The sequence below is a fragment of the Photobacterium sanguinicancri genome (assembly GCF_024346675.1).
GTDB classification, from domain to species: Bacteria; Pseudomonadota; Gammaproteobacteria; order Enterobacterales; family Vibrionaceae; genus Photobacterium; species Photobacterium sanguinicancri.
In genome coordinates this window covers 154,540-172,651 of the sequence record NZ_AP024850.1, presented here as the reverse complement: position 1 = coordinate 172,651, position 18,112 = coordinate 154,540, and the positions used below count along the sequence as shown (strand labels likewise).

The following is an 18,112-nucleotide window of genomic DNA, read 5'->3' as shown; positions in this document are numbered from 1 at the left end:
AGGTGAGGCATGCAAAGGATAGCAGTTTTCACATTAGGAGCCTTATGCTTGCTCCTTTCCCCTTTTACAATTGCCGCTAAGCTGGCAATTGTGATTGATGACCTAGGCTATAATTCGATGCCTGTGGCGTTATCAGCTTTACCCTCTCAAATCAGCCTCTCGATTTTACCCGATACGCCATTTGATATCGCAACGGCGGAATTAGCACATCAGCAACAACGTGATGTATTACTACATATGCCAATGCAGCCACAAGGCGCAGCACCACTCGAACCCAGCACCCTGACTAAACGGATGTCAGAAGATTCCTTCAAACAAACCTTGCGCCACGCTTTATTGCGGGTTCCACATGCCGTTGCCGTCAATAACCATATGGGTAGTGCGTTAACTCAAGATGTCATCCGAATGGATTGGGTGATGACAGTACTCACCGAGCAAGGGCTCGGTTTTCTTGATAGTCGAACCAGCGTTCACAGCGTAGCAGAACAACGAGCACACGCATTTCAACTTCCCACCCTACGCCGCCACATTTTCCTTGACCATTTTCGCACGCAAAAGTTTGTCACTCAGCAACTAAAAATGGCGGTCAAACGCGCCCAACGTCATGGCTATGCGGTAGCAATTGGTCATCCTTACCCAGTGACATTGAGTACCTTGCAGCAACAGCTTCCATTACTCGACACCGACGTTGAACTGGTACCGCTATCAGCCCTGTTCTAGCGCATGTTGTAAATTACGCTATGTCTTGTCGCTCTTGGTCAACATAGTGCGTTTCAAGTTGTTGTACGCGCTCACGACCTTTTTCTGTTGTTAACGGACGAACAATACTCAACACTTGAAGTACGCCTTGGTAGATCACCGCTTTTGTGATTTGAGCCCCTGGTGCTTGAGTGGTTTGGTAGCAAATCCAGCTTGAAGCAACTAGCTTTAAAGTGTTGGTTAAACTCAACAGTTCTCTGTCATCTAAATCTAGCAGACCGCCCTGTTTAAAGCTTTCCATCAACGCCATCATATTTTGATGTAGGTTTTCCTGTGCCGCTAAGTATTTACTTTGCAGCCCCTCATCTCGACGTAAGATATTGGGTAAGTTGGCATAGAAGAAACGGTAGCGCCACATCAGCATGAAGACAGCATCAAGATACTGCAATAAACTCTCAGCTGTGGCATCAAACTCAGATTGTGGTTGAAAGCGGGTACGTAAATCACTGGCGTATTCATCAAAAATACTGTGTATAATCTCTTCTTTATTACGAAAATGATAATAGAGATTGCCAGGGCTAATGCCCAAATGCGCAGCAATATGGTTGGTAGTTACATTGGACTCACCGCGCTCGTTAAAAAGCTCTAGCGCAGCCATGATGATTCGATCTCGGGTCTTCATTTGTCTTCACTTCCTTCGCACTTAGGCTCTCTGTTGATGTTATCATAAGATAGACAGAATTCTTGTACGGTGGCGATATCGCGGCCGTAAGATCAACGTTTTAGCAATAGGACTACTCATGATTATTGTAACTGGCGGCGCCGGCATGATCGGCAGCAACATCGTAAAACTACTAAACGAACAAGGTCGCAACGACATTTTAGTTGTAGACAACCTAAAAGATGGCACCAAATTCGCCAACTTGGTTGATCTTGATATCGCTGATTACATGGACAAAGAAGACTTCATCACGCAAATCATGGCGGGTGATGAGTTTGGTCCAATTGAGGCTATTTACCACGAAGGTGCATGTTCTGCGACCACAGAGTGGGATGGCAAATACATGATGCTAAACAATTACGAGTACTCAAAAGAGCTACTTCACTACTGTTTAGAGCGTCAAATTCCATTCTTATACGCTTCATCTGCAGCCACTTACGGTGGTCGTGATCACGATTTCATCGAAGAAAAAGCGTACGAAGGTGCACTGAACGTCTACGGTTACTCAAAACAACAGTTCGACAACTACGTACGCCGTGTATGGCAAGATGCTGAAGAACATGGTGAAAAACTATCACAAGTAACAGGGTTCCGTTACTTCAATGTATACGGGCCGCGTGAGCAGCACAAAGGTAGCATGGCATCCGTTGCCTTCCACCTAAACAGCCAAATCAACAAGGGTGAAAACGCCAAGTTGTTTGCAGGTTCTGAAACCTTCCAGCGTGATTTCGTCTACGTGGGCGATGTCGCTAAAATGAACCTATGGTTCTTAGAAAATGGCGTATCAGGCATCTTTAACTGTGGTACAGGCAACGCGGAATCATTCCAAGCAGTCGCCGATGCTGTGATCAAGTTCCACGGTAAAGGCGGCGTAGAAACCGTACCTTTCCCTGAGCACCTTAAAGGTCGTTACCAAACCTACACTCAAGCGGATTTAACGAAAGTTCGCGCGGCAGGTTACAACGAACCATTCAAATCAGTAGCAGAAGGCGTTGCTGAGTACATGGCATTAATTAATAAGTAATAGAACAACGGCTATGATCGATCATAACGACAATAAAGCACATCGACCACAATTTGAGTGGCCGTATCTTCACCCGAAATACTGGGGCACGTGGTTAGCTATCATAGTCGGTGCTTTACTTTCTCTACTACCGCACGGTTTTCGCCGTGCGGTGGCGATTCCTTTTGCCAGAATAGCAGTAAAGATCAAAGGTGGTGCAACGCATCGCGCACGCATCAACCTGCTATTATGCTTCCCAGAAAAAACAGATACTGAACGCGAACAAATCTTGCTTGATACTTTTATCACCGCAGGCACTTATTTGATGGGATTAGCCGCACTGACCACTCGTTCTCGTCAGTGGCTCGAAAGTAACTCGGTGATCTACGGGATGGAAAACCTCACCAAACATACTGATGTTGGCGAGGGTGTTATTTTGCTGGTGCCGCATACATGGGCCGTTGATATTCCAGCTGTATTACTCGCTTCTCGTGGTTTACCCATTTCCAATATATCGAAGAAGCAATCTAACCCTGTTACCGACTGGCTAATGAGCCGTCAACGCTTACAATATGGCGGCAAGATTTTTGAGCGCAGTGCAGGGATCAAGCCTTTCATTAGATCGGTACGAGAAGGTTACTTAGGCTATTACTTACCTGATGAAGACCTTGGCCCGAATCACAGTGTCTTCGTTGATTTTTTTGCTACTACAAAAGCAACGATTGCGGGCTTAGGTAAACTATCTAAATTAAGCCGCTCTCGCATTGTGCCCTGTTTTCCTACTTACGATAACGAAACAGGACAATTTAACATGCGTATACTGCCAGCTTTGGATCCTTTTCCTAGTGGTAGTGAAGAGCAAGATGCACGTATGATGAACGAACATATCGAACTGTTTGTTAATGAGCAGCCAGAACAATACATGTGGATTTTGAAGTTCTTAAAAACACAACGTCCAGGCATTGTTGAACCATATCGCTCTGATAAATACAAACCCTAACCATAACAACGGGTTAGCCTAATGAAAATTTTAATTATTGGCCCATCCTGGGTTGGCGACATGGTGATGTCGCAAAGTCTATATCGCACATTAAAAGCCAATAACCCAGATGCAACCATTGATGTGATGGCACCCGATTGGTGTCGTCCTATTTTAAGTCGGATGCCTGAAGTTAATAACGTGGTTGCAATGCCTGTTGGTCACGGTTCATTACAATTAAGTGTGCGTCGTCAACTCGGGAAAACACTAAAACAGAACGGTTATGATCAAGCAATTGTATTACCTGGCTCTTTAAAATCAGCCTTGGTACCTTGGTTTGCCGACATTGCAAAGCGCAGTGGTTGGCTTGGTGAAATGCGTTATGGTCTTCTGAATGACTATCGCAAACTTGATAAGGTTGCTTTCCCTTTAATGGTTGAGCGCTACATCGCATTGGCATTTGATAAAGCAGAGATGACATCAGCCAAAGCACTACCTCAGCCATTACTGTACCCAGCACTGCAAGTGGACAACGAGAGTACAATTGCAGCATGCCGAGCGTTAGGCCTTAATCAAGATCGCCCCACTTTAGCCATTTGTCCTGGCGCTGAATTTGGTCCAGCCAAACGCTGGCCTCATTATCACTATGCACAGGCGGTTGCTCAGCTGATCGATACAGGCTGGCAAGTATGGATTTTTGGCTCAGGCAAAGATCATCCTGTTGGCGAAGAAATTCTGTCTGACTTATCCGATACTCAGCGCACCCATTGTATTAATCTGGCGGGTCAAACTAAATTGGAACAAGCTGTTGATTTGATGGCAAGTTGTAAAGCAGCAATCACCAATGACTCAGGTTTAATGCATGTCGCAGCAGCTGTCGGCTTACCGCTGGTTGCCTTATACGGGCCATCAAGCCCTGACTTTACCCCGCCTTTGACTCATCAAGCGAAAGTGATTCGCCTGATTGACGGTTACTTAAAGGTGCGTAAAGGCGATGGCGAACAAGGCTACCACCAGAGCTTGATCGATATTACACCGCAAATGACGCTCGATGCACTCAATGAACTATTGGCAGGTCAATCATGCGCGTCTTGATTGTCAAAACCACCTCGATGGGAGATGTGATCCACACCCTACCGGCGATCACTGATGCCGTGCGTGCCATCCCTAATATCCAGTTTGATTGGGTAGTAGAAGAAGGCTTTGCTCAGATCCCATCATGGCACTCAGCTGTCGACACCGTTATACCCGTCGCAATCCGTCGTTGGCGTAAAAATATTATCAACACCATTAAATCTGGTGAATGGCAACGCTGTAAACAGCAGATACAGCACCAACATTATGACGCAGTGATTGATGCGCAAGGCCTGATTAAAAGTGCCTTACTCACGCGTAAAGCACTCGGTATAAAACACGGTTACGATAAGCACTCAATCAAAGAGCCTCTGGCCAGTTATTGCTACGATAAATGCCATACCATCAGCAAAGATCTACACGCAGTTGAGCGTATTCGGCAGTTATTTGCTAACGCTTTAGGCTATGCACTTCCCAAACTAGAGAGTGCACAAGCCCAAACAGGTGATTACACGATTGCTCAACATTTCTTGGCACAATCAGTACCACCAAAGCAGCCCTACTTGGTGTTTTTGCACGCCACAACACGTGATAACAAGCATTGGCCTGAAGAACACTGGCGTGACCTAATTACACAAGTGGCAAACCTTGATTTACAGATCAAACTGCCGTGGGGCGCACCACACGAATACGATCGCGCAATGCGTTTGGCTGAAGGATTTGACCACGTTGAAGTATTGCCCAAACTAAACTTGTTTGATGTCGCTGGTGTACTCGCTAACGCCCGTGCTGTCGTATCCGTCGATACAGGCCTTAGCCATTTAGCAGCCGCACTCGATAAACCCAATATCACCCTGTATGGTCCAACCGATCCCGGCTTGATTGGTGGCTATGGTCAAGGGCAAGTGTATTTAACGGCATCATCATTACAGCAAGACACTATGGCAGCACTGACTGCCGATTATGTGTTTGTACAGTTATCTGATTTATTAGTATCTGAAGGCAATGGTTAATGACAACATCTCCTCTATACGATTACCTACCCCACCCCATTGATTGGGCTAAGGTACAGCGCGTTTTAGTGATCAAGCTTCGTCACCATGGCGATGTGCTTCTCTCTTCACCCGTGTATCAGACACTAAAAAATCATCATCCACACTTAACGATTGATGCCCTGGTGTATACCGATACTGCACCGATGCTACAAGGCCACCCCGCAATCAATACCTTGTATTCCATTGACAAAAAATGGAAGAATCTCGGTACTTTCAAACATATTGCGCATGAAGCTGCTCTGCTAAAAACACTTCGCCACCAACAATATGATTTAGTGATTAACTTAACTGAAAGTCGCCGTGGTGCATGGATCAAGTGGGCGACTAAAGCTCAATACGGCGTGGCGGGTAATTATAAAAACCGCCAAGATAAATCGTGGAAGAAAGCCTTTCCAATCCGTTACCACTTACCTCGGTTCGGCAATACTCGCCACACAGTAGAAGTTCATTTAGATGCACTTCGCAAAGCGGGTCTTATCATTAAGCCACAAGATAAATCTTTGATCCTCGAGCTTAGTGAGCAAGAGTATCAAGCCGCTCGACAACTGCGTTCAAATGTCGACGACAAGAATTTTATCGTGCTGCATCCAACCTCACGTTGGCTATTTAAAACTTGGCGTATCGAGCATTACCGCAGCTTGATCCAGCAGTTATTAGCTGATGGTCATCAGGTGGTGATCACCGCAGCTCCCGATAAAGTCGAAATGGGCTTGATTAAAGGGATTTTAGACGGCATCAGTCACCCGAGCTTGCACAACCTTGCTGGCCAACTATCACTGCGCTCACTGGCTGCTACTATTGCTCAGGCCAAGCTTATGGTCGGCGTTGACTCAGTGCCGATGCACATTGCCGCCGCCGTTGACACACCTTGCGTTGCCCTCTTTGGCCCTAGTGGTGATATTGAGTGGGCTCCTTGGAGTGATAAAGCTCGCGTACTGACCTCAAACCATACTTGTCGTCCATGCGGCTACGATGGCTGTGGTGGCGGTAAAATCAGTGAGTGCCTGGCATCAATCAGTGTTGATACGGTTTATCAAGCTATTCAGGAGCAACTTACTGATGACTAAGTTAGCGATTGTGCGCCAACAATACCGCCCTGATGGTGGTGCAGAAAAGATCATTGCTCGCTCTCTAGATGGGTTAAAAAGCGCAGATCTTGACGTATCTGTAATCACTCAAGCTTGGCCTAAAAATGCTGATTCTCACTATCAAATTCACCAAATAGACAAAGCAGGGCTGACTCGCACGGCTAAGGTCCGTAATTTTACCAAAAATGCACAGCAGCTTTTAACAACGCAAGACTTTGATATTGTACAATCTCACGAGCGACTGCCAGGTTGTAACCTTTATCGCGCAGGTGATGGCGTTCATGCCCAGTGGTTAAATATTAAAAACCGTCATGCCACTTCGCTACACAAGTGTTGGCAAAAAATGGACAGTTTTCATCGCTATATCCTTGCCACTGAGCGTCAAATGTTTGAATCCAATGAACTGCAAAAAGTCATTTGTATTTCGAACATGGTGAAGCAAGATATTCTGACTCATTTTACTATTACAGAAGATAAGCTGGTCACCATCTATAACGGTATCAACAGTAACCAATTCACACCAGCATGGGGTGAAGAACAACGCCAACTTCGCCAAGAATTAGACTTACCTCAAGATAAGCGTATTTTAATTTTTGTTGGGTCCGGTTTTGAGCGAAAAGGGGTCAAAGAAGCAATCCAAGCTGTCGCTAAAACCAACGAAGACACCTTATTACTCGTGGTGGGAAAAGAGAAAAAAATCAAATCTTATCAAGCCCTCGCGGAACAATTAGGTGTCAATGAGCGTGTATATTTTATGGGTGTTCGCACCGATGTGGGTAAGCTAATGGCGGCGTCGGACCTATTATTGCACCCAGCACATTATGAACCATTTGGTAATGTGGTACTCGAAGCTATGGCTGCAGGCCTGGGCGTCATTGTCTCTGATTTTGTTGGTGCAAAAGATTTAGTTGAACCCAACCAAAATGGCTTCATTTGCGAGGCTTTTTCTGCTGATTCAATCGTAGACAGCCTTGCTAAATGTGAAACACAATCTCAACTCCAACAATTAGGGCATAACGCTCGTCACACCGCACAACAATTTACAATCGAAAGAATGGTGAACGACATGACAGCCTTATATTCCACACTGATGAAAGAAAGATAAATAATCATGAAAAAATTAAATATTCTCCATACTGAATCATCTTGTGGCTGGGGCGGCCAAGAAATTCGTACCCTGACAGAATCTGAAGGCATGATTGCCCGCGGTCACCAAGTGACGATAGCCTGCCCTTCAAACTCAAACATCTATAGCGCAGCAAAAGAGCGCGGTATCAATACCGTGGCTTTACCTATCAATAAAAAGCGTCCAGCCGCCTTGCTGGCGATGCTTCGTTTTTTATCTGCTAATCAATTTGATGTGGTTAACACTCATAGTTCAACGGATAGCTGGTTAGTATCAGTTGCATTAGCATGGCGATCTTCACGTCCAGGCATAGTGCGTACTCGCCACCTATCAACCGCCGTTCATAATAAAAAAACCACTCAATGGTTGTATCAAAAAGGTAATGATTTCATCGCGACTACGGGTGAGAAGCTTCGCCAAACCCTTCACTCTGAGAATGGTGTTGCTCTTAATAAAATGCAGTCCGTACCTACCGGAATTGATGAAAACCGATTTGTCCTGCCACAGGATAAAAAGCAGATCCAAGCTGAATTAGCATTACCAGACGGTAAAACTATCATTGGGATCTTAGCAACCATTCGCTCTTGGAAAGGCCATGAGTACCTTGTTGAAGCAGTAGCCGCACTTCATCGTCAAGATTGCCACATTTTAGTGGTCGGTGATGGTCCTTTTCGGCCAACACTAGAAGCTAAAATTAAAGAGCTCGGTTTAGATGGCCAAGTAACGCTAGTCGGTAACCAAGACAACGTCGTACCATGGCTCCAAGCAATGGATCTATTCTGCCTACCGTCTTACGGTAACGAAGGAGTTCCCCAAGGGATCATGCAAGCTATGCTATGCGGCCTACCGATTATTTCAACGGATGTCGGCAGTATTCTTGAAGTTCTTCATCATGAAAAGAATGGCTACTGTGTTGAAACTAAAGACAGCAAGTCATTAGCAATTGCGATTGAAAAGTTGCTTGATAATCCAAGTCTACGTGAAGAGTTTGGGGCTTACAGCTACAAGCATGCATCAGCTAACTGCACCATGACTAAAATGGTTGATGAGATGGAAGCGATCTTCCAGAAGGTGAGCAAGTAGCATGTCATCGCGCTCTACTTTTCGTTTGATCCAGTTCGGGGCAATTTTGCTCCGTTCTCCACGCTTACTGTTCAAGCGTAAGCAGCAACCAGAAAAACCAAGGCGTATCCTAATAATTCACCAACTCTTACTTGGTGATGCATTGATGGTAACGTCATTACTGGCCCGTTTGCGAGCACAATACCCCACTGCTGAAATAGAGGTTGCAGGGCCTCCCATGCTGGCATCGCTGTACCAGTCTCGACCATATGGCGTTCACTTTATTCCCTTTACGCCAAAATCATGGCAATCATTGTTTGCCCTTTTCAAGCGTCCAACTTACGATCTTGCGTTGCCTATTTTAGACAATCGTTATTCTTGGACTGCGTTTGCCATTGGTAGCCGTTGGATTAAAGGATATGAAAACGATAAAAAGAACTATAAAGATATTCCCTTCAACGAATTAATTCCGCTACCTAAAGACCCAACATCAATCACCGATATTATTGGTCAGTTAACGGAAACAAAAGCAGAGTTACTCTACGATCCAGAGCAATGGTCTCAACCTGATTTTTCCAACTTTTCACTCCCTGAGTTACCTTATGTCGTTATTCATTTAGGTGCAAGCACGCCTTTAAAGTATTGGAATAATGACTATTGGATCCGCTTAGCAAGGGAGTTAAATGCAAAAGGTTTTATACCTATTTGGAGTGCGGGCCCCAATGAATTAGAGTTAGTTAAAGCTGCAGACCCTGATGGCGAGTTTAGCTCAACAGCAGGTCAACTCAACCTTGCTCAACTATGGCACTTAATCCAACATGCCAAGTTATTGGTCTGCCCTGACACTGGCATTACGCATATCGCCAAACATACATTCACCCCAACCGTATGTTTATTTGGTCCCGGCAATAAAGAAATGGCAGGGTACAGCAACTTTTTTAGCACCGCACCCTTTACTGCCATTGACCAAAATATTGAATGCCGCAATCAACATATATTCTTTAAACGTCAAGTAGACTGGGTACAGCACTGTAAGCGCTCTATTCAAACATGCCCAAATAAAGCCGCATGCATGACAAACATCTCCTACAACACCGTTTTTAACGCCTGTTTAAATGCCTTGAAAACAGAGAACAAACAAAAAAGAGAGCATTAAGCTCTCTTTTTATTAATGACTTTCGCTCTCAATTTTATCTCTTTTAGAGGCAATGAAGAATCCGACTAAAAACCAAAACATAATGAGTGAATTTCTAATGAAAAAATCATCTGTTAAGCTTTTAGAAAAGTAGCCAACAAACACCAGCACTGCGATTAATGATAAATCATCTCGCCGATAAGGAAATACAGCAGATTTAAATGCGTAACCATAAAGCAATAAAAACAATGCTAATCCAACAACACCCATTTGAAGCTGCTTATTGAAGAATACATTATGAGCATGTGTTTTCATCTCTATCGACCAGTTCTGTGTTTTATCGATATCAAACTGTATCGCATTTTTTAAACTTGTATATCCAGCCCCATAGCCTAATATTGGTCTATCAAGTGCCTTATCAAAATATGATGTCCACATTTCTGCTCGAGGGTCATTAACAGAAACCGCTTCAATGCTAGATAAACTAACTTCTTTATTTTGTGATTTAATTGTCAATCCATAGAACACAATACCAAGTAGCAGAGGAAAACAGAGTGACCCTGCTAATATTACTTTAACTCTACTAAAATTAAGAGCCATCACTGAAAAGTAAATAGAATACATTATTATAATGGAAATAAATGCCATTCTATTTTCAATTTCAAACATAACAAAAATCATTGTAACCTGGGAACACAACCCTACAAAAAACCTAATTTTATTTTTGAAATCAAAAAGATAAAAACTAACAGCAAAAAAGACAACTAGAAAAGTAGAAGCATCTCCAACCCCTGAATATTGCTTATTTACAATGCCATTAACAAAGTCACCACCTAAGCCATGCTTTTGCATACAAGCAATGATAGACAACATTAACCCTGATAAAATTAGTGAGAATAAAAGATAGTCTCTTAGCCTATAATTTAATAATTTAAACGAAACAAAACCAGCAATTAATGCAACCACACTATATAGATTCTCTTTTCTGATGCCTCTCAAAACAACGTGATAATCAACACTCCAAAGAGAAGATAATAAATACCAAATTGAATAAGCTAACCAAGCAAGTAATATATAATTAAGATCCTTACCTCCCCCCTTACATTTAAATCCAAATAGTGCAGAAGCGCCAAGACATGCTAAAACAACACCGTTAGTATCAGAAAGAGGTAAAACAAAAACTAAAACAACATTAATAAAGAGCAAGAAATAATTATAGTTCTTCATCATATAACTCTTTAAACACGCTTATAACGCTTTCTACTTCAATAATAGACACATCTTTACTTTCATTGGTCATCAATCTATGAGAGACACCCCATGGATACCACTGTGATATATCAGAGTCACCAAAGAAACATAACACTTTTTTATGCAGCCCTGCCGCAACGTGCATCGCACCACCATCACTACAAATATATAGGTCTACTCGTTGTGTCATCGCGATCAATTGCTGCAAGTTACTGGTTTTATGAGCGATTAATGCATTAGAGTTAACACGTTCAACAATCTCTTTTGCTTTTTCATCATCACCGGGGTGAGTTTTATTACTAGCACTGCCTGGAGACCAAAATAATAAAACTTTTCTTTGAGGGGCTTCAGACAAAAGAGCTTGAATCAGACTAATATATTTTTCAGTAGTCCAACGATTAGAAGGCTTTCTTGCACTCACATGCACACCTATCACCTCATCGCTCTTAGAGAGTCCTAATTGCTGTAGCTCAGTAAGCACAATATTTTCAACACTCGCCTCAACCTTCAGTGTCATTGGTGGTATTGAAGCTTGCGTAGCGACGGAAGGTAATAGCAAGTTCACCCTTTCCGCTTCGTGCTTACCTTTACAATCACTCAAAGAAACAGAGTAAGTTAACTCTTGTTTCTCTTGTTCTGAGCGGTAAAAACCTGCCATATTTTTGACGCCAGCTTGTTTAGCCAGTCGAATTGTTCTTTCTCCTGGGCTGCAAAGAAATGCATAATCATAATGCTTTGCCTTCAGAGCAATCATCATCTTAATACGATTGACATAAGTCAGCAGTTTGGCTCTAACACCAGAAACATGCTTTGCTTTTTCATAGACATAAATATGATTTACATCTGGGTTGTTTTTAATTGCATCGTAGTTATAACTATTTACGAGTACATCAATTTCTGCGTCTGGAGAACTAGCTCTAAGATTAGATATAAATGGTGTAGTACAGAGCAAATCTCCGATATTATCCCTACGAACAACCAAAAAACGTTTCATTAAAAACCTTATATTTCAATTCAATAAGCTAAAGCATCTATCTTAATTTTTGTTTTCTTTCGGGATAGAGGGGCATTGGTGGTAACTTATTTGGTAAGCAAAAAAGTAGCGGCTATAGCCAAAACATCCTGTCATTAACATGAATAGTCTCACGACCATTGCGCACATTCTACTAAACTTCCCCACTATATTCACACCTAATGTACAGCTGCATCCGCATTCTTGATAGAATATTGATTTCTCTCTTAATGGTTGCAAATATGCCAACTCGATACTTATATTCCTCCCTGCTATATATTGTCCAACCATTTATTTGGTTAAAGCTAGGGTACCGCTCTCTTAAGGCAAAGAGCTATCGCCAACGTGTAAGCGAACGTTACGGCTTTGGGCCCACACTAAAGCAAGGAGGGATCTGGTTACATTCGGTGTCTGTCGGAGAAACCATCGCATCCATTCCCTTGGTCAAAGCATTGCAAGCTGCTTATCCTCAGCTTCCAATCACGATTACAACCATGACACCGACAGGTTCAGAGCAAGTGCTTAAGAGTTTTGGCGACAGTGTTCAACACTGCTACCTTCCTTATGACTTACCTTGTGCAATGCGTCGCTTGATTAACAACATCAACCCTAACATCGCGATCGTAATGGAAACCGAGCTATGGCCTAACATGATCCATCAGCTCAACAGACGTAACATCCCTGTTATGTTAGCCAATGGCCGCTTATCAGCGCGCTCAGCCAAAGGCTACGGCAAGGTTAAATCACTGGTTTCTCCTATGCTAAACGAGATGAGCTTGATTGCCGCCCAATATCAAGCGGATGGCGATCGCTACATTAAGCTCGGTCTAACTAGAGAGAAACTTCAAGTCTGTGGCAGTGTGAAATTTGACATCAACGTTTCCGATACTCAACGACAGCATGCTAATGAACTTAAACATCAATGGGCAGCAGATAAACCAGTTTGGATCGCGGCAAGTACACATGCAGGCGAAGATGAAATCCTATTAGCAGCCCACAAACAGCTGCTACAAACAGTACACAATGCATTATTAATTTTAGTGCCCCGCCACCCAGAACGATTTGATGAAGTCACGAAGTTAGTTGCGAATAATCAGTTTCGCTTTTTGCGTAAGAGTCATAATGAAGCCGTGACGGCAGATTGCCAAGTTATCATCGGGGATACCATGGGCGAGCTCATGACCCTGTTTGGCATAGCTGATGTTGCATTCATTGGTGGTAGCTTAGTTGAGCGTGGCGGTCATAATCCACTAGAGCCTGCCGCTTACGGCCTGCCTCTTGTTATGGGACCTCATACCTTCAATTTCAGCAGTATCTGCACCATGCTGGAAGATGCCAGCGCGCTCACAACAGTTTCAGATGAGCACACACTTGAAGAGCAGCTAAGAATATTCTTTAAAGACAAAGAAAAAGCGAGCATAAAAGGTAAGAAGGCATTAGCTGTATTACAACTTAATCAAGGATCACTCGCTAAACATCTTGCCCTTATTGACCAGTTATTAGGAAGCCGTCATGACAACTAAGCGCGCCACAATTTCCGTGGTTCTAATCGCTAAAAACTCAGCGATGACTCTGGCTAAATGTCTGCAATCCGTCCAATGGGCTGATGAAATTGTATTACTTGATTCAGGCAGTGATGATAATACGACTGAAATTGCTCGCGAATATGGCGCTAAAGTTCATACTCACCTTGACTGGCAAGGCTATGGTAAACAACGTCAATTTGCTCAGCAATACGCCAGTTGCGAATATACATTTATGATCGATACTGATGAAGAGGTTACTGACGAACTAAGAGTTAATATTGAAGCTGTGCTAGCATCACCACAGCAACCTAACATCATTTATAGCTGTGCACGTCGCAACTGGTTCTTAGGCCGCTATATGTATCATTGTGGTTGGTATCCAGATCGCGTTATGCGCCTCTACAGAACTCAAGAACGAACTTACAACGACAATTTGGTGCATGAATCTATCAATACCATAGGTGCCACGATTGCCCCTCTCGATGGTGATTTACTGCATCAAACCTGTACGGACTTTTCCAGCTTCCAACAAAAGCAACTCACCTATGCGAAAAATTGGGCGCAAGAACGTTTTCAATCAGGCAAAAAAGTCGGTTTTAGCAGCGCGTTTAGCCATAGCATCGGGGCCTTTTTGAAAACATATTTACTGCGAAAAGGTTTTTTAGACGGAGCACATGGCCTGCTACTGTCCATTATCATTGCCCAATATACTTTCAATAAGTACATTACTTTGTGGTCACTACATCAATCATCTACAAATAAGAGCTGAGCATGAGCGAAAAAACTACCGTTATCTACCCTGGTACCTTTGATCCTATCACTAATGGTCATCTAGACCTTATTGAGCGTGCAGCCGCGATGTTTGATCATGTCATCGTAGGCATTGCTGCTAGCCCAAGCAAAAAGCCCCTTTTTAACCTGCAAGAACGTGTTGATCTTGCTACCCATATAACGCAGCATTTAAATAATGTCAGTATTGTTGGCTTCTCTGGGCTGCTGGTTGATTTTGCAAAAGAGTACCAAGCTAACGTGTTGGTTCGAGGTCTGCGCGCAGTATCTGATTTTGAATACGAGTTCCAACTAGCCAACATGAATCGCCGTTTGATGCCAGAACTTGAAACCGTCTTCTTAACGCCAGCCGAAGAGAATTCATTTATTTCATCGACCATAGTGAAAGAAGTCGCGCTTCACAAAGGTGATGTTACCCAATTTGTTGATCCGTATGTCACAGCAGAGCTAATCAAAAAGCTGCACTAAAGGGCGTTTGATTATCAGACTGATAAACAGATCAAAAAAGGGAAGCAGATGCTTCCCTTTTTATTTAATCGTAATTACACTTGGTAAAAATCACGATACCAATCAACAAATGCCTGCACGCCTTCAGAGACCTTCACTTGCGGCTGATAATCGGTCGCGGTAAATAAATCCTGCGTATCAGCATAGGTTGCATACACATCGCCCGGCTGCATTGGCATGAAGTTTTTCTTTGCTTCAACACCCAGCGCACTTTCTAATGCTGTAATGAAGTCCATTAACTTCACAGGGCTACCATGTCCAATATTGTAAACTCGATATGGTGCTGAACTCGTCGCAGGTGAACCACCTTCTACAGTCCAATCACTGTTAGCCTCAGGGATAACATCTTGAATGCGCAAAACACCTTCAACAATATCGTCGATATACGTAAAGTCACGACTTAGCTCACCATTGTTATACACATCAATTTGTTCGCCTGCGATAATCTTCTTGGTGAATTTGAACAACGCCATATCAGGACGTCCCCACGGACCATAAACCGTAAAGAAACGTAACCCTGTTGTCGGGACACCATACAAATGCGAGTAAGTATGCGCCATCAACTCGTTCGATTTTTTAGTCGCCGCATACAGGGAAATAGGATGATCAACACTATCTGCGGTGTCAAATGGCATCTTCTGATTCAAGCCATACACTGAGCTAGATGATGCATACACTAAATGCTTAACTTTATTATGACGGCAACCCTCTAAAATCGTTAGGTGACCAACCAAATTACTGTCCGCATAGGCCATCGGGTTATCCAGCGAGTAACGCACACCCGCCTGGGCCGCTAAGTGAATAACACGATCAAATTGCTGTTTAGAAAACAAAGAAGCGATACCTTCGCGATCAGCAAGATCAAGCGTAATAAAAGTAAATAACGAATGCGCGATACGAGCTAAGCGCGCTTCTTTTAACGCCACATCGTAGTAATCATTCAAATTATCGATACCGATAACCTGGTGGCCTTGTTCGCACAAACGCTCAACAACAGCACTACCGATAAAACCGGCTGCGCCAGTAACTAGATATTTCATATTTCACCTTCACAAGCAGAGCTAAACCCTACCTAATCAATTCTTATTTTTGGCATTCACAACAATAAACTGTAGTACGCTGCCCAATTTTAACTTCACTCAAAGAGTGATCACACCGAGGACACACTTGCCCACCTTTGCCGTAGACCTGTAGTTCTTGCGCGAAATACCCCGGTTTACCATCGGCATTTTTAAAGTCTTTCAGCGTCGTACCGCCTTGTTCAATCGCAAAAGCCAACACCGATTTTATCTCAGCCACTAAACGAATAACTTCCGCTTTAGTCATTTTATTCGCAGGACGTTGCGGTGAAATCTTAGCACTGAAGAGCGCTTCATTGGCGTAGATATTCCCAACGCCCACCACCACTTTATTGTCCATAATAAATTGCTTTACCACAGTGCGTCGCCCTTGTGCCTTGTCAAATAAGTAGTCGGCATCAAATACGGCCTCTAACGGCTCAGGACCAAGCTTCGTTAACACTTGATGTAATTCATTAAGTTCAGCCCATAACCACGCACCAAAGCGACGAGGATCGTTATAACGCAACATCTCACCGCTCGCTAAGACTAAATCAACATGATCATGCTTTTCAGCTGGAGTCCCAGCAGGCAACACTCGCAAACTGCCAGACATACCTAAATGCACAATCGCAGTACCAACATCCGTGTGCAGGAGTAAATACTTAGCTCGCCGTGTTACCTGGCTGATCACCTGTCCTTCAATGGCTTTGATTGCTTCGGGGATCGGCCAGCGCAATGTCGGATTGCGGATGATAATGGCGGAGACTGTTTTCCCGACAACATGCGGCGAGATCCCCATACGGCTCACTTCGACTTCCGGTAACTCAGGCATCTCACTTCCCTATCTTTAATTAATGATTGGTCACTTATTGTGAAGGAAATAAATACGTCGGCTCAACCGACACCGCAAGCCATTGCGACTGCCAGTTTTTTAACAGCCAAAACTGCGGTAGTTGATACACAGTTACTCGCACAGGTTCATCATAGGCCTGTAGCCAAATTTCAACAGACACCGGGTGAGTCAACTGCGGCTTTAGCTTGGCCATTGTCGCATCATCCACAGGTGTGCCAGCTAAGGTTGCCCAATGCATGATCACCGAATCGTCATGAATAACTGCCTCATCACCTGTTATACGCCAATCAGCGCCCAAACGGACATAATGTTGATCAGGGAGTACCAGTTGTTCAATCACAGCTTGTTCAGGTAATAACGCGCTCAGCGTTGATTGGGATGGCGCTGTGCCGTATTTTTCTTTTATTAGTGTGGGAAGTTGGATTACTGCGATAAAAATAATAACCGCAAAAATAATGACATTGTTCCAACTACGACGAGATAGCTTCATGGATTGGCTCCTTTTTCCCTTCATCATCATACCATTGTTACAACTAGGCAATGCAATTCACCCTGCCATCAAGTAATAGCAGCTAACGTTGAAAACATGTCTTCGCGTTCAGTAACGGTATGCGATAAGGCGAAGCAGAATACATCACCAAAAGAAATAAAATGGGGAATGTTAGAAATGCGAGGTAAATCGCTAAATTGCAGGTATAAAAAAACCCAGACAATGCTGGGTTTTTATCAAAGATTTTAAAATCAATTACTTGATTTTAGCTTCTTTGTACATAACGTGCTGGCGAACTACAGGATCAAATTTCTTGATCTCGAATTTACCTGGCATGTTACGCTTGTTTTTGTCGGTAGTGTAGAAGTGGCCTGTACCAGCTGATGATACTAGACGGATCTTCTCACGAATGCCTTTAGCCATTGTTCAAATCCTCTTAAACGTTCTCGCCGCGAGTACGCATATCTGCAAGAACGACATCAATGCCTTTCTTATCAATGATACGCATACCTTTCGCAGAAAGGCGTAGTTTAACGAAGCGTTTTTCGCTTTCTACCCAGAAACGATGAGTTTGCAGGTTCGGCAGAAAACGACGCTTGGTGGCATTACGTGCGTGTGAACGGTTGTTACCCGTTACAGGACGCTTACCAGTTACTTGGCATACTCGGGACATTACTGTCT

Annotated in this window: 20 protein-coding genes; 12 read left to right on the top strand and 8 right to left on the bottom strand. The window is 43.5% G+C overall.

All coding sequences use genetic code 11. The features are described 5' to 3' along the window. The first annotated feature begins 9 nt into the window (after positions 1-9). Positions 10-720: a divergent polysaccharide deacetylase family protein gene (locus OCU87_RS00815; RefSeq protein WP_261857675.1), complete on the top strand. Its 711-nt coding sequence runs from the start codon at positions 10-12 to the stop codon at positions 718-720. Between the two features lie 13 nt (positions 721-733). Here the strand turns inward: OCU87_RS00815 and OCU87_RS00810 are convergent, their stop codons facing one another. Continuing rightward, entirely contained in the window at positions 734-1,381 is a 648-nt protein-coding gene (locus tag OCU87_RS00810) for a TetR/AcrR family transcriptional regulator (RefSeq protein WP_261857674.1), read from the bottom strand. Between the two features lie 118 nt (positions 1,382-1,499). Between OCU87_RS00810 and rfaD the strand changes: the two genes are divergently transcribed. Genes rfaD through OCU87_RS00770 form a run of 8 tightly spaced genes read left to right on the top strand, consistent with a single transcriptional unit; the run spans position 1,500 to position 9,963 of the window. Then, a complete protein-coding gene (rfaD, locus tag OCU87_RS00805) occupies positions 1,500-2,444 on the top strand; it encodes an ADP-glyceromanno-heptose 6-epimerase (protein WP_261857673.1) in 945 nt (314 codons plus the stop codon). 13 nt (positions 2,445-2,457) lie between these two features. After that, complete coding sequence (lpxM, locus tag OCU87_RS00800; RefSeq protein WP_261857672.1) at positions 2,458-3,423, top strand: lauroyl-Kdo(2)-lipid IV(A) myristoyltransferase; 966 nt, start codon at positions 2,458-2,460, stop codon at positions 3,421-3,423. 21 nt (positions 3,424-3,444) lie between these two features. Further along, the gene (rfaF, locus tag OCU87_RS00795) at positions 3,445-4,497 is read left to right on the top strand and encodes an ADP-heptose--LPS heptosyltransferase RfaF (RefSeq protein WP_261857671.1); all 1,053 of its coding nucleotides are present in this window, start codon (positions 3,445-3,447) and stop codon (positions 4,495-4,497) included. Beyond that, positions 4,485-5,489 (top strand): lipopolysaccharide heptosyltransferase RfaC, encoded by a 1,005-nt coding sequence (gene rfaC / locus OCU87_RS00790; protein ID WP_062688310.1) that lies wholly within the window; start codon positions 4,485-4,487, stop codon positions 5,487-5,489. The genes rfaF and rfaC overlap by 13 nt, the downstream gene beginning before the upstream one ends. Continuing rightward, positions 5,489-6,598 carry a putative lipopolysaccharide heptosyltransferase III gene (gene rfaQ / locus OCU87_RS00785; RefSeq protein ID WP_261857670.1) on the top strand — a complete coding sequence of 370 codons (1,110 nt, stop codon included), beginning with the start codon at positions 5,489-5,491 and terminating at the stop codon, positions 6,596-6,598. Before rfaC ends, rfaQ begins: the two co-directional genes overlap by 1 nt. After that, entirely contained in the window at positions 6,591-7,724 is a 1,134-nt protein-coding gene (locus tag OCU87_RS00780; protein WP_062688309.1) for a glycosyltransferase family 4 protein, read from the top strand. Before rfaQ ends, OCU87_RS00780 begins: the two co-directional genes overlap by 8 nt. Positions 7,725-7,730: 6 nt before the next feature. Further along, positions 7,731-8,828, top strand: a complete 1,098-nt coding sequence (locus OCU87_RS00775) for a glycosyltransferase family 4 protein (protein WP_094958107.1) — start codon at positions 7,731-7,733, stop codon at positions 8,826-8,828. A 1-nt stretch (position 8,829) separates the two neighbouring features. Continuing rightward, positions 8,830-9,963, top strand: coding sequence for a glycosyltransferase family 9 protein (locus OCU87_RS00770; RefSeq protein WP_261857669.1), 1,134 nt, complete (start codon positions 8,830-8,832; stop codon positions 9,961-9,963). A 12-nt stretch (positions 9,964-9,975) separates the two neighbouring features. On the opposite strand, the gene OCU87_RS00765 is transcribed toward OCU87_RS00770, so the two are convergent. Then, positions 9,976-11,172 (bottom strand): O-antigen ligase family protein, encoded by a 1,197-nt coding sequence (locus OCU87_RS00765; RefSeq protein ID WP_261857668.1) that lies wholly within the window; start codon positions 11,170-11,172, stop codon positions 9,976-9,978. Then, complete coding sequence (locus OCU87_RS00760) at positions 11,156-12,187, bottom strand: glycosyltransferase family 9 protein (RefSeq protein ID WP_261857667.1); 1,032 nt, start codon at positions 12,185-12,187, stop codon at positions 11,156-11,158. Before OCU87_RS00760 ends, OCU87_RS00765 begins: the two co-directional genes overlap by 17 nt. Before the next feature lie 260 nt (positions 12,188-12,447). On the opposite strand from OCU87_RS00760, the gene waaA reads away from it, so the two are divergent. From waaA to coaD, 3 genes are read left to right on the top strand one after another with little or no spacing between them, the layout of a single operon-like run. Beyond that, the gene (gene waaA, locus OCU87_RS00755; RefSeq protein ID WP_261857666.1) at positions 12,448-13,728 is read left to right on the top strand and encodes a lipid IV(A) 3-deoxy-D-manno-octulosonic acid transferase; all 1,281 of its coding nucleotides are present in this window, start codon (positions 12,448-12,450) and stop codon (positions 13,726-13,728) included. Next, positions 13,718-14,500 (top strand): glycosyltransferase family 2 protein, encoded by a 783-nt coding sequence (locus OCU87_RS00750; RefSeq protein ID WP_261857665.1) that lies wholly within the window; start codon positions 13,718-13,720, stop codon positions 14,498-14,500. The genes waaA and OCU87_RS00750 overlap by 11 nt, the downstream gene beginning before the upstream one ends. Before the next feature lie 2 nt (positions 14,501-14,502). After that, positions 14,503-14,988, top strand: a complete 486-nt coding sequence (coaD, locus tag OCU87_RS00745) for a pantetheine-phosphate adenylyltransferase (RefSeq protein ID WP_062688298.1) — start codon at positions 14,503-14,505, stop codon at positions 14,986-14,988. Between the two features lie 74 nt (positions 14,989-15,062). Here the strand turns inward: coaD and OCU87_RS00740 are convergent, their stop codons facing one another. From OCU87_RS00740 to rpmB, 5 genes are all read right to left on the bottom strand, one after another. Beyond that, positions 15,063-16,067 carry an NAD-dependent epimerase gene (locus OCU87_RS00740; RefSeq protein WP_261857664.1) on the bottom strand — a complete coding sequence of 335 codons (1,005 nt, stop codon included), beginning with the start codon at positions 16,065-16,067 and terminating at the stop codon, positions 15,063-15,065. Between the two features lie 43 nt (positions 16,068-16,110). Then, complete coding sequence (gene mutM, locus OCU87_RS00735; protein ID WP_261857663.1) at positions 16,111-16,920, bottom strand: bifunctional DNA-formamidopyrimidine glycosylase/DNA-(apurinic or apyrimidinic site) lyase; 810 nt, start codon at positions 16,918-16,920, stop codon at positions 16,111-16,113. Between the two features lie 34 nt (positions 16,921-16,954). Beyond that, positions 16,955-17,431 (bottom strand): hypothetical protein, encoded by a 477-nt coding sequence (locus OCU87_RS00730; protein WP_261857662.1) that lies wholly within the window; start codon positions 17,429-17,431, stop codon positions 16,955-16,957. A 255-nt stretch (positions 17,432-17,686) separates the two neighbouring features. Next, the gene (gene rpmG / locus OCU87_RS00725) at positions 17,687-17,854 is read right to left on the bottom strand and encodes a 50S ribosomal protein L33 (protein ID WP_002535344.1); all 168 of its coding nucleotides are present in this window, start codon (positions 17,852-17,854) and stop codon (positions 17,687-17,689) included. Between the two features lie 13 nt (positions 17,855-17,867). Continuing rightward, complete coding sequence (gene rpmB, locus OCU87_RS00720; protein WP_048898826.1) at positions 17,868-18,104, bottom strand: 50S ribosomal protein L28; 237 nt, start codon at positions 18,102-18,104, stop codon at positions 17,868-17,870. Positions 18,105-18,112 lie beyond the last annotated feature (8 nt).

What these genes read in the sequence shown, in the direction of transcription:
- OCU87_RS00815 (WP_261857675.1), top strand. Translation starts at nt 10, where the DNA reads ATGCAAAGGATAGCAGTTTTCACATTAGGAGCCTTATGCTTGCTCCTT.
- OCU87_RS00810 (WP_261857674.1), bottom strand. Translation starts at nt 1,381, where the DNA reads ATGAAGACCCGAGATCGAATCATCATGGCTGCGCTAGAGCTTTTTAAC.
- rfaD (WP_261857673.1), top strand. Translation starts at nt 1,500, where the DNA reads ATGATTATTGTAACTGGCGGCGCCGGCATGATCGGCAGCAACATCGTA.
- lpxM (WP_261857672.1), top strand. Translation starts at nt 2,458, where the DNA reads ATGATCGATCATAACGACAATAAAGCACATCGACCACAATTTGAGTGG.
- rfaF (WP_261857671.1), top strand. Translation starts at nt 3,445, where the DNA reads ATGAAAATTTTAATTATTGGCCCATCCTGGGTTGGCGACATGGTGATG.
- rfaC (WP_062688310.1), top strand. Translation starts at nt 4,485, where the DNA reads ATGCGCGTCTTGATTGTCAAAACCACCTCGATGGGAGATGTGATCCAC.
- rfaQ (WP_261857670.1), top strand. Translation starts at nt 5,489, where the DNA reads ATGACAACATCTCCTCTATACGATTACCTACCCCACCCCATTGATTGG.
- OCU87_RS00780 (WP_062688309.1), top strand. Translation starts at nt 6,591, where the DNA reads ATGACTAAGTTAGCGATTGTGCGCCAACAATACCGCCCTGATGGTGGT.
- OCU87_RS00775 (WP_094958107.1), top strand. Translation starts at nt 7,731, where the DNA reads ATGAAAAAATTAAATATTCTCCATACTGAATCATCTTGTGGCTGGGGC.
- OCU87_RS00770 (WP_261857669.1), top strand. Translation starts at nt 8,830, where the DNA reads ATGTCATCGCGCTCTACTTTTCGTTTGATCCAGTTCGGGGCAATTTTG.
- OCU87_RS00765 (WP_261857668.1), bottom strand. Translation starts at nt 11,172, where the DNA reads ATGATGAAGAACTATAATTATTTCTTGCTCTTTATTAATGTTGTTTTA.
- OCU87_RS00760 (WP_261857667.1), bottom strand. Translation starts at nt 12,187, where the DNA reads ATGAAACGTTTTTTGGTTGTTCGTAGGGATAATATCGGAGATTTGCTC.
- waaA (WP_261857666.1), top strand. Translation starts at nt 12,448, where the DNA reads ATGCCAACTCGATACTTATATTCCTCCCTGCTATATATTGTCCAACCA.
- OCU87_RS00750 (WP_261857665.1), top strand. Translation starts at nt 13,718, where the DNA reads ATGACAACTAAGCGCGCCACAATTTCCGTGGTTCTAATCGCTAAAAAC.
- coaD (WP_062688298.1), top strand. Translation starts at nt 14,503, where the DNA reads ATGAGCGAAAAAACTACCGTTATCTACCCTGGTACCTTTGATCCTATC.
- OCU87_RS00740 (WP_261857664.1), bottom strand. Translation starts at nt 16,067, where the DNA reads ATGAAATATCTAGTTACTGGCGCAGCCGGTTTTATCGGTAGTGCTGTT.
- mutM (WP_261857663.1), bottom strand. Translation starts at nt 16,920, where the DNA reads ATGCCTGAGTTACCGGAAGTCGAAGTGAGCCGTATGGGGATCTCGCCG.
- OCU87_RS00730 (WP_261857662.1), bottom strand. Translation starts at nt 17,431, where the DNA reads ATGAAGCTATCTCGTCGTAGTTGGAACAATGTCATTATTTTTGCGGTT.
- rpmG (WP_002535344.1), bottom strand. Translation starts at nt 17,854, where the DNA reads ATGGCTAAAGGCATTCGTGAGAAGATCCGTCTAGTATCATCAGCTGGT.
- rpmB (WP_048898826.1), bottom strand. Translation starts at nt 18,104, where the DNA reads ATGTCCCGAGTATGCCAAGTAACTGGTAAGCGTCCTGTAACGGGTAAC.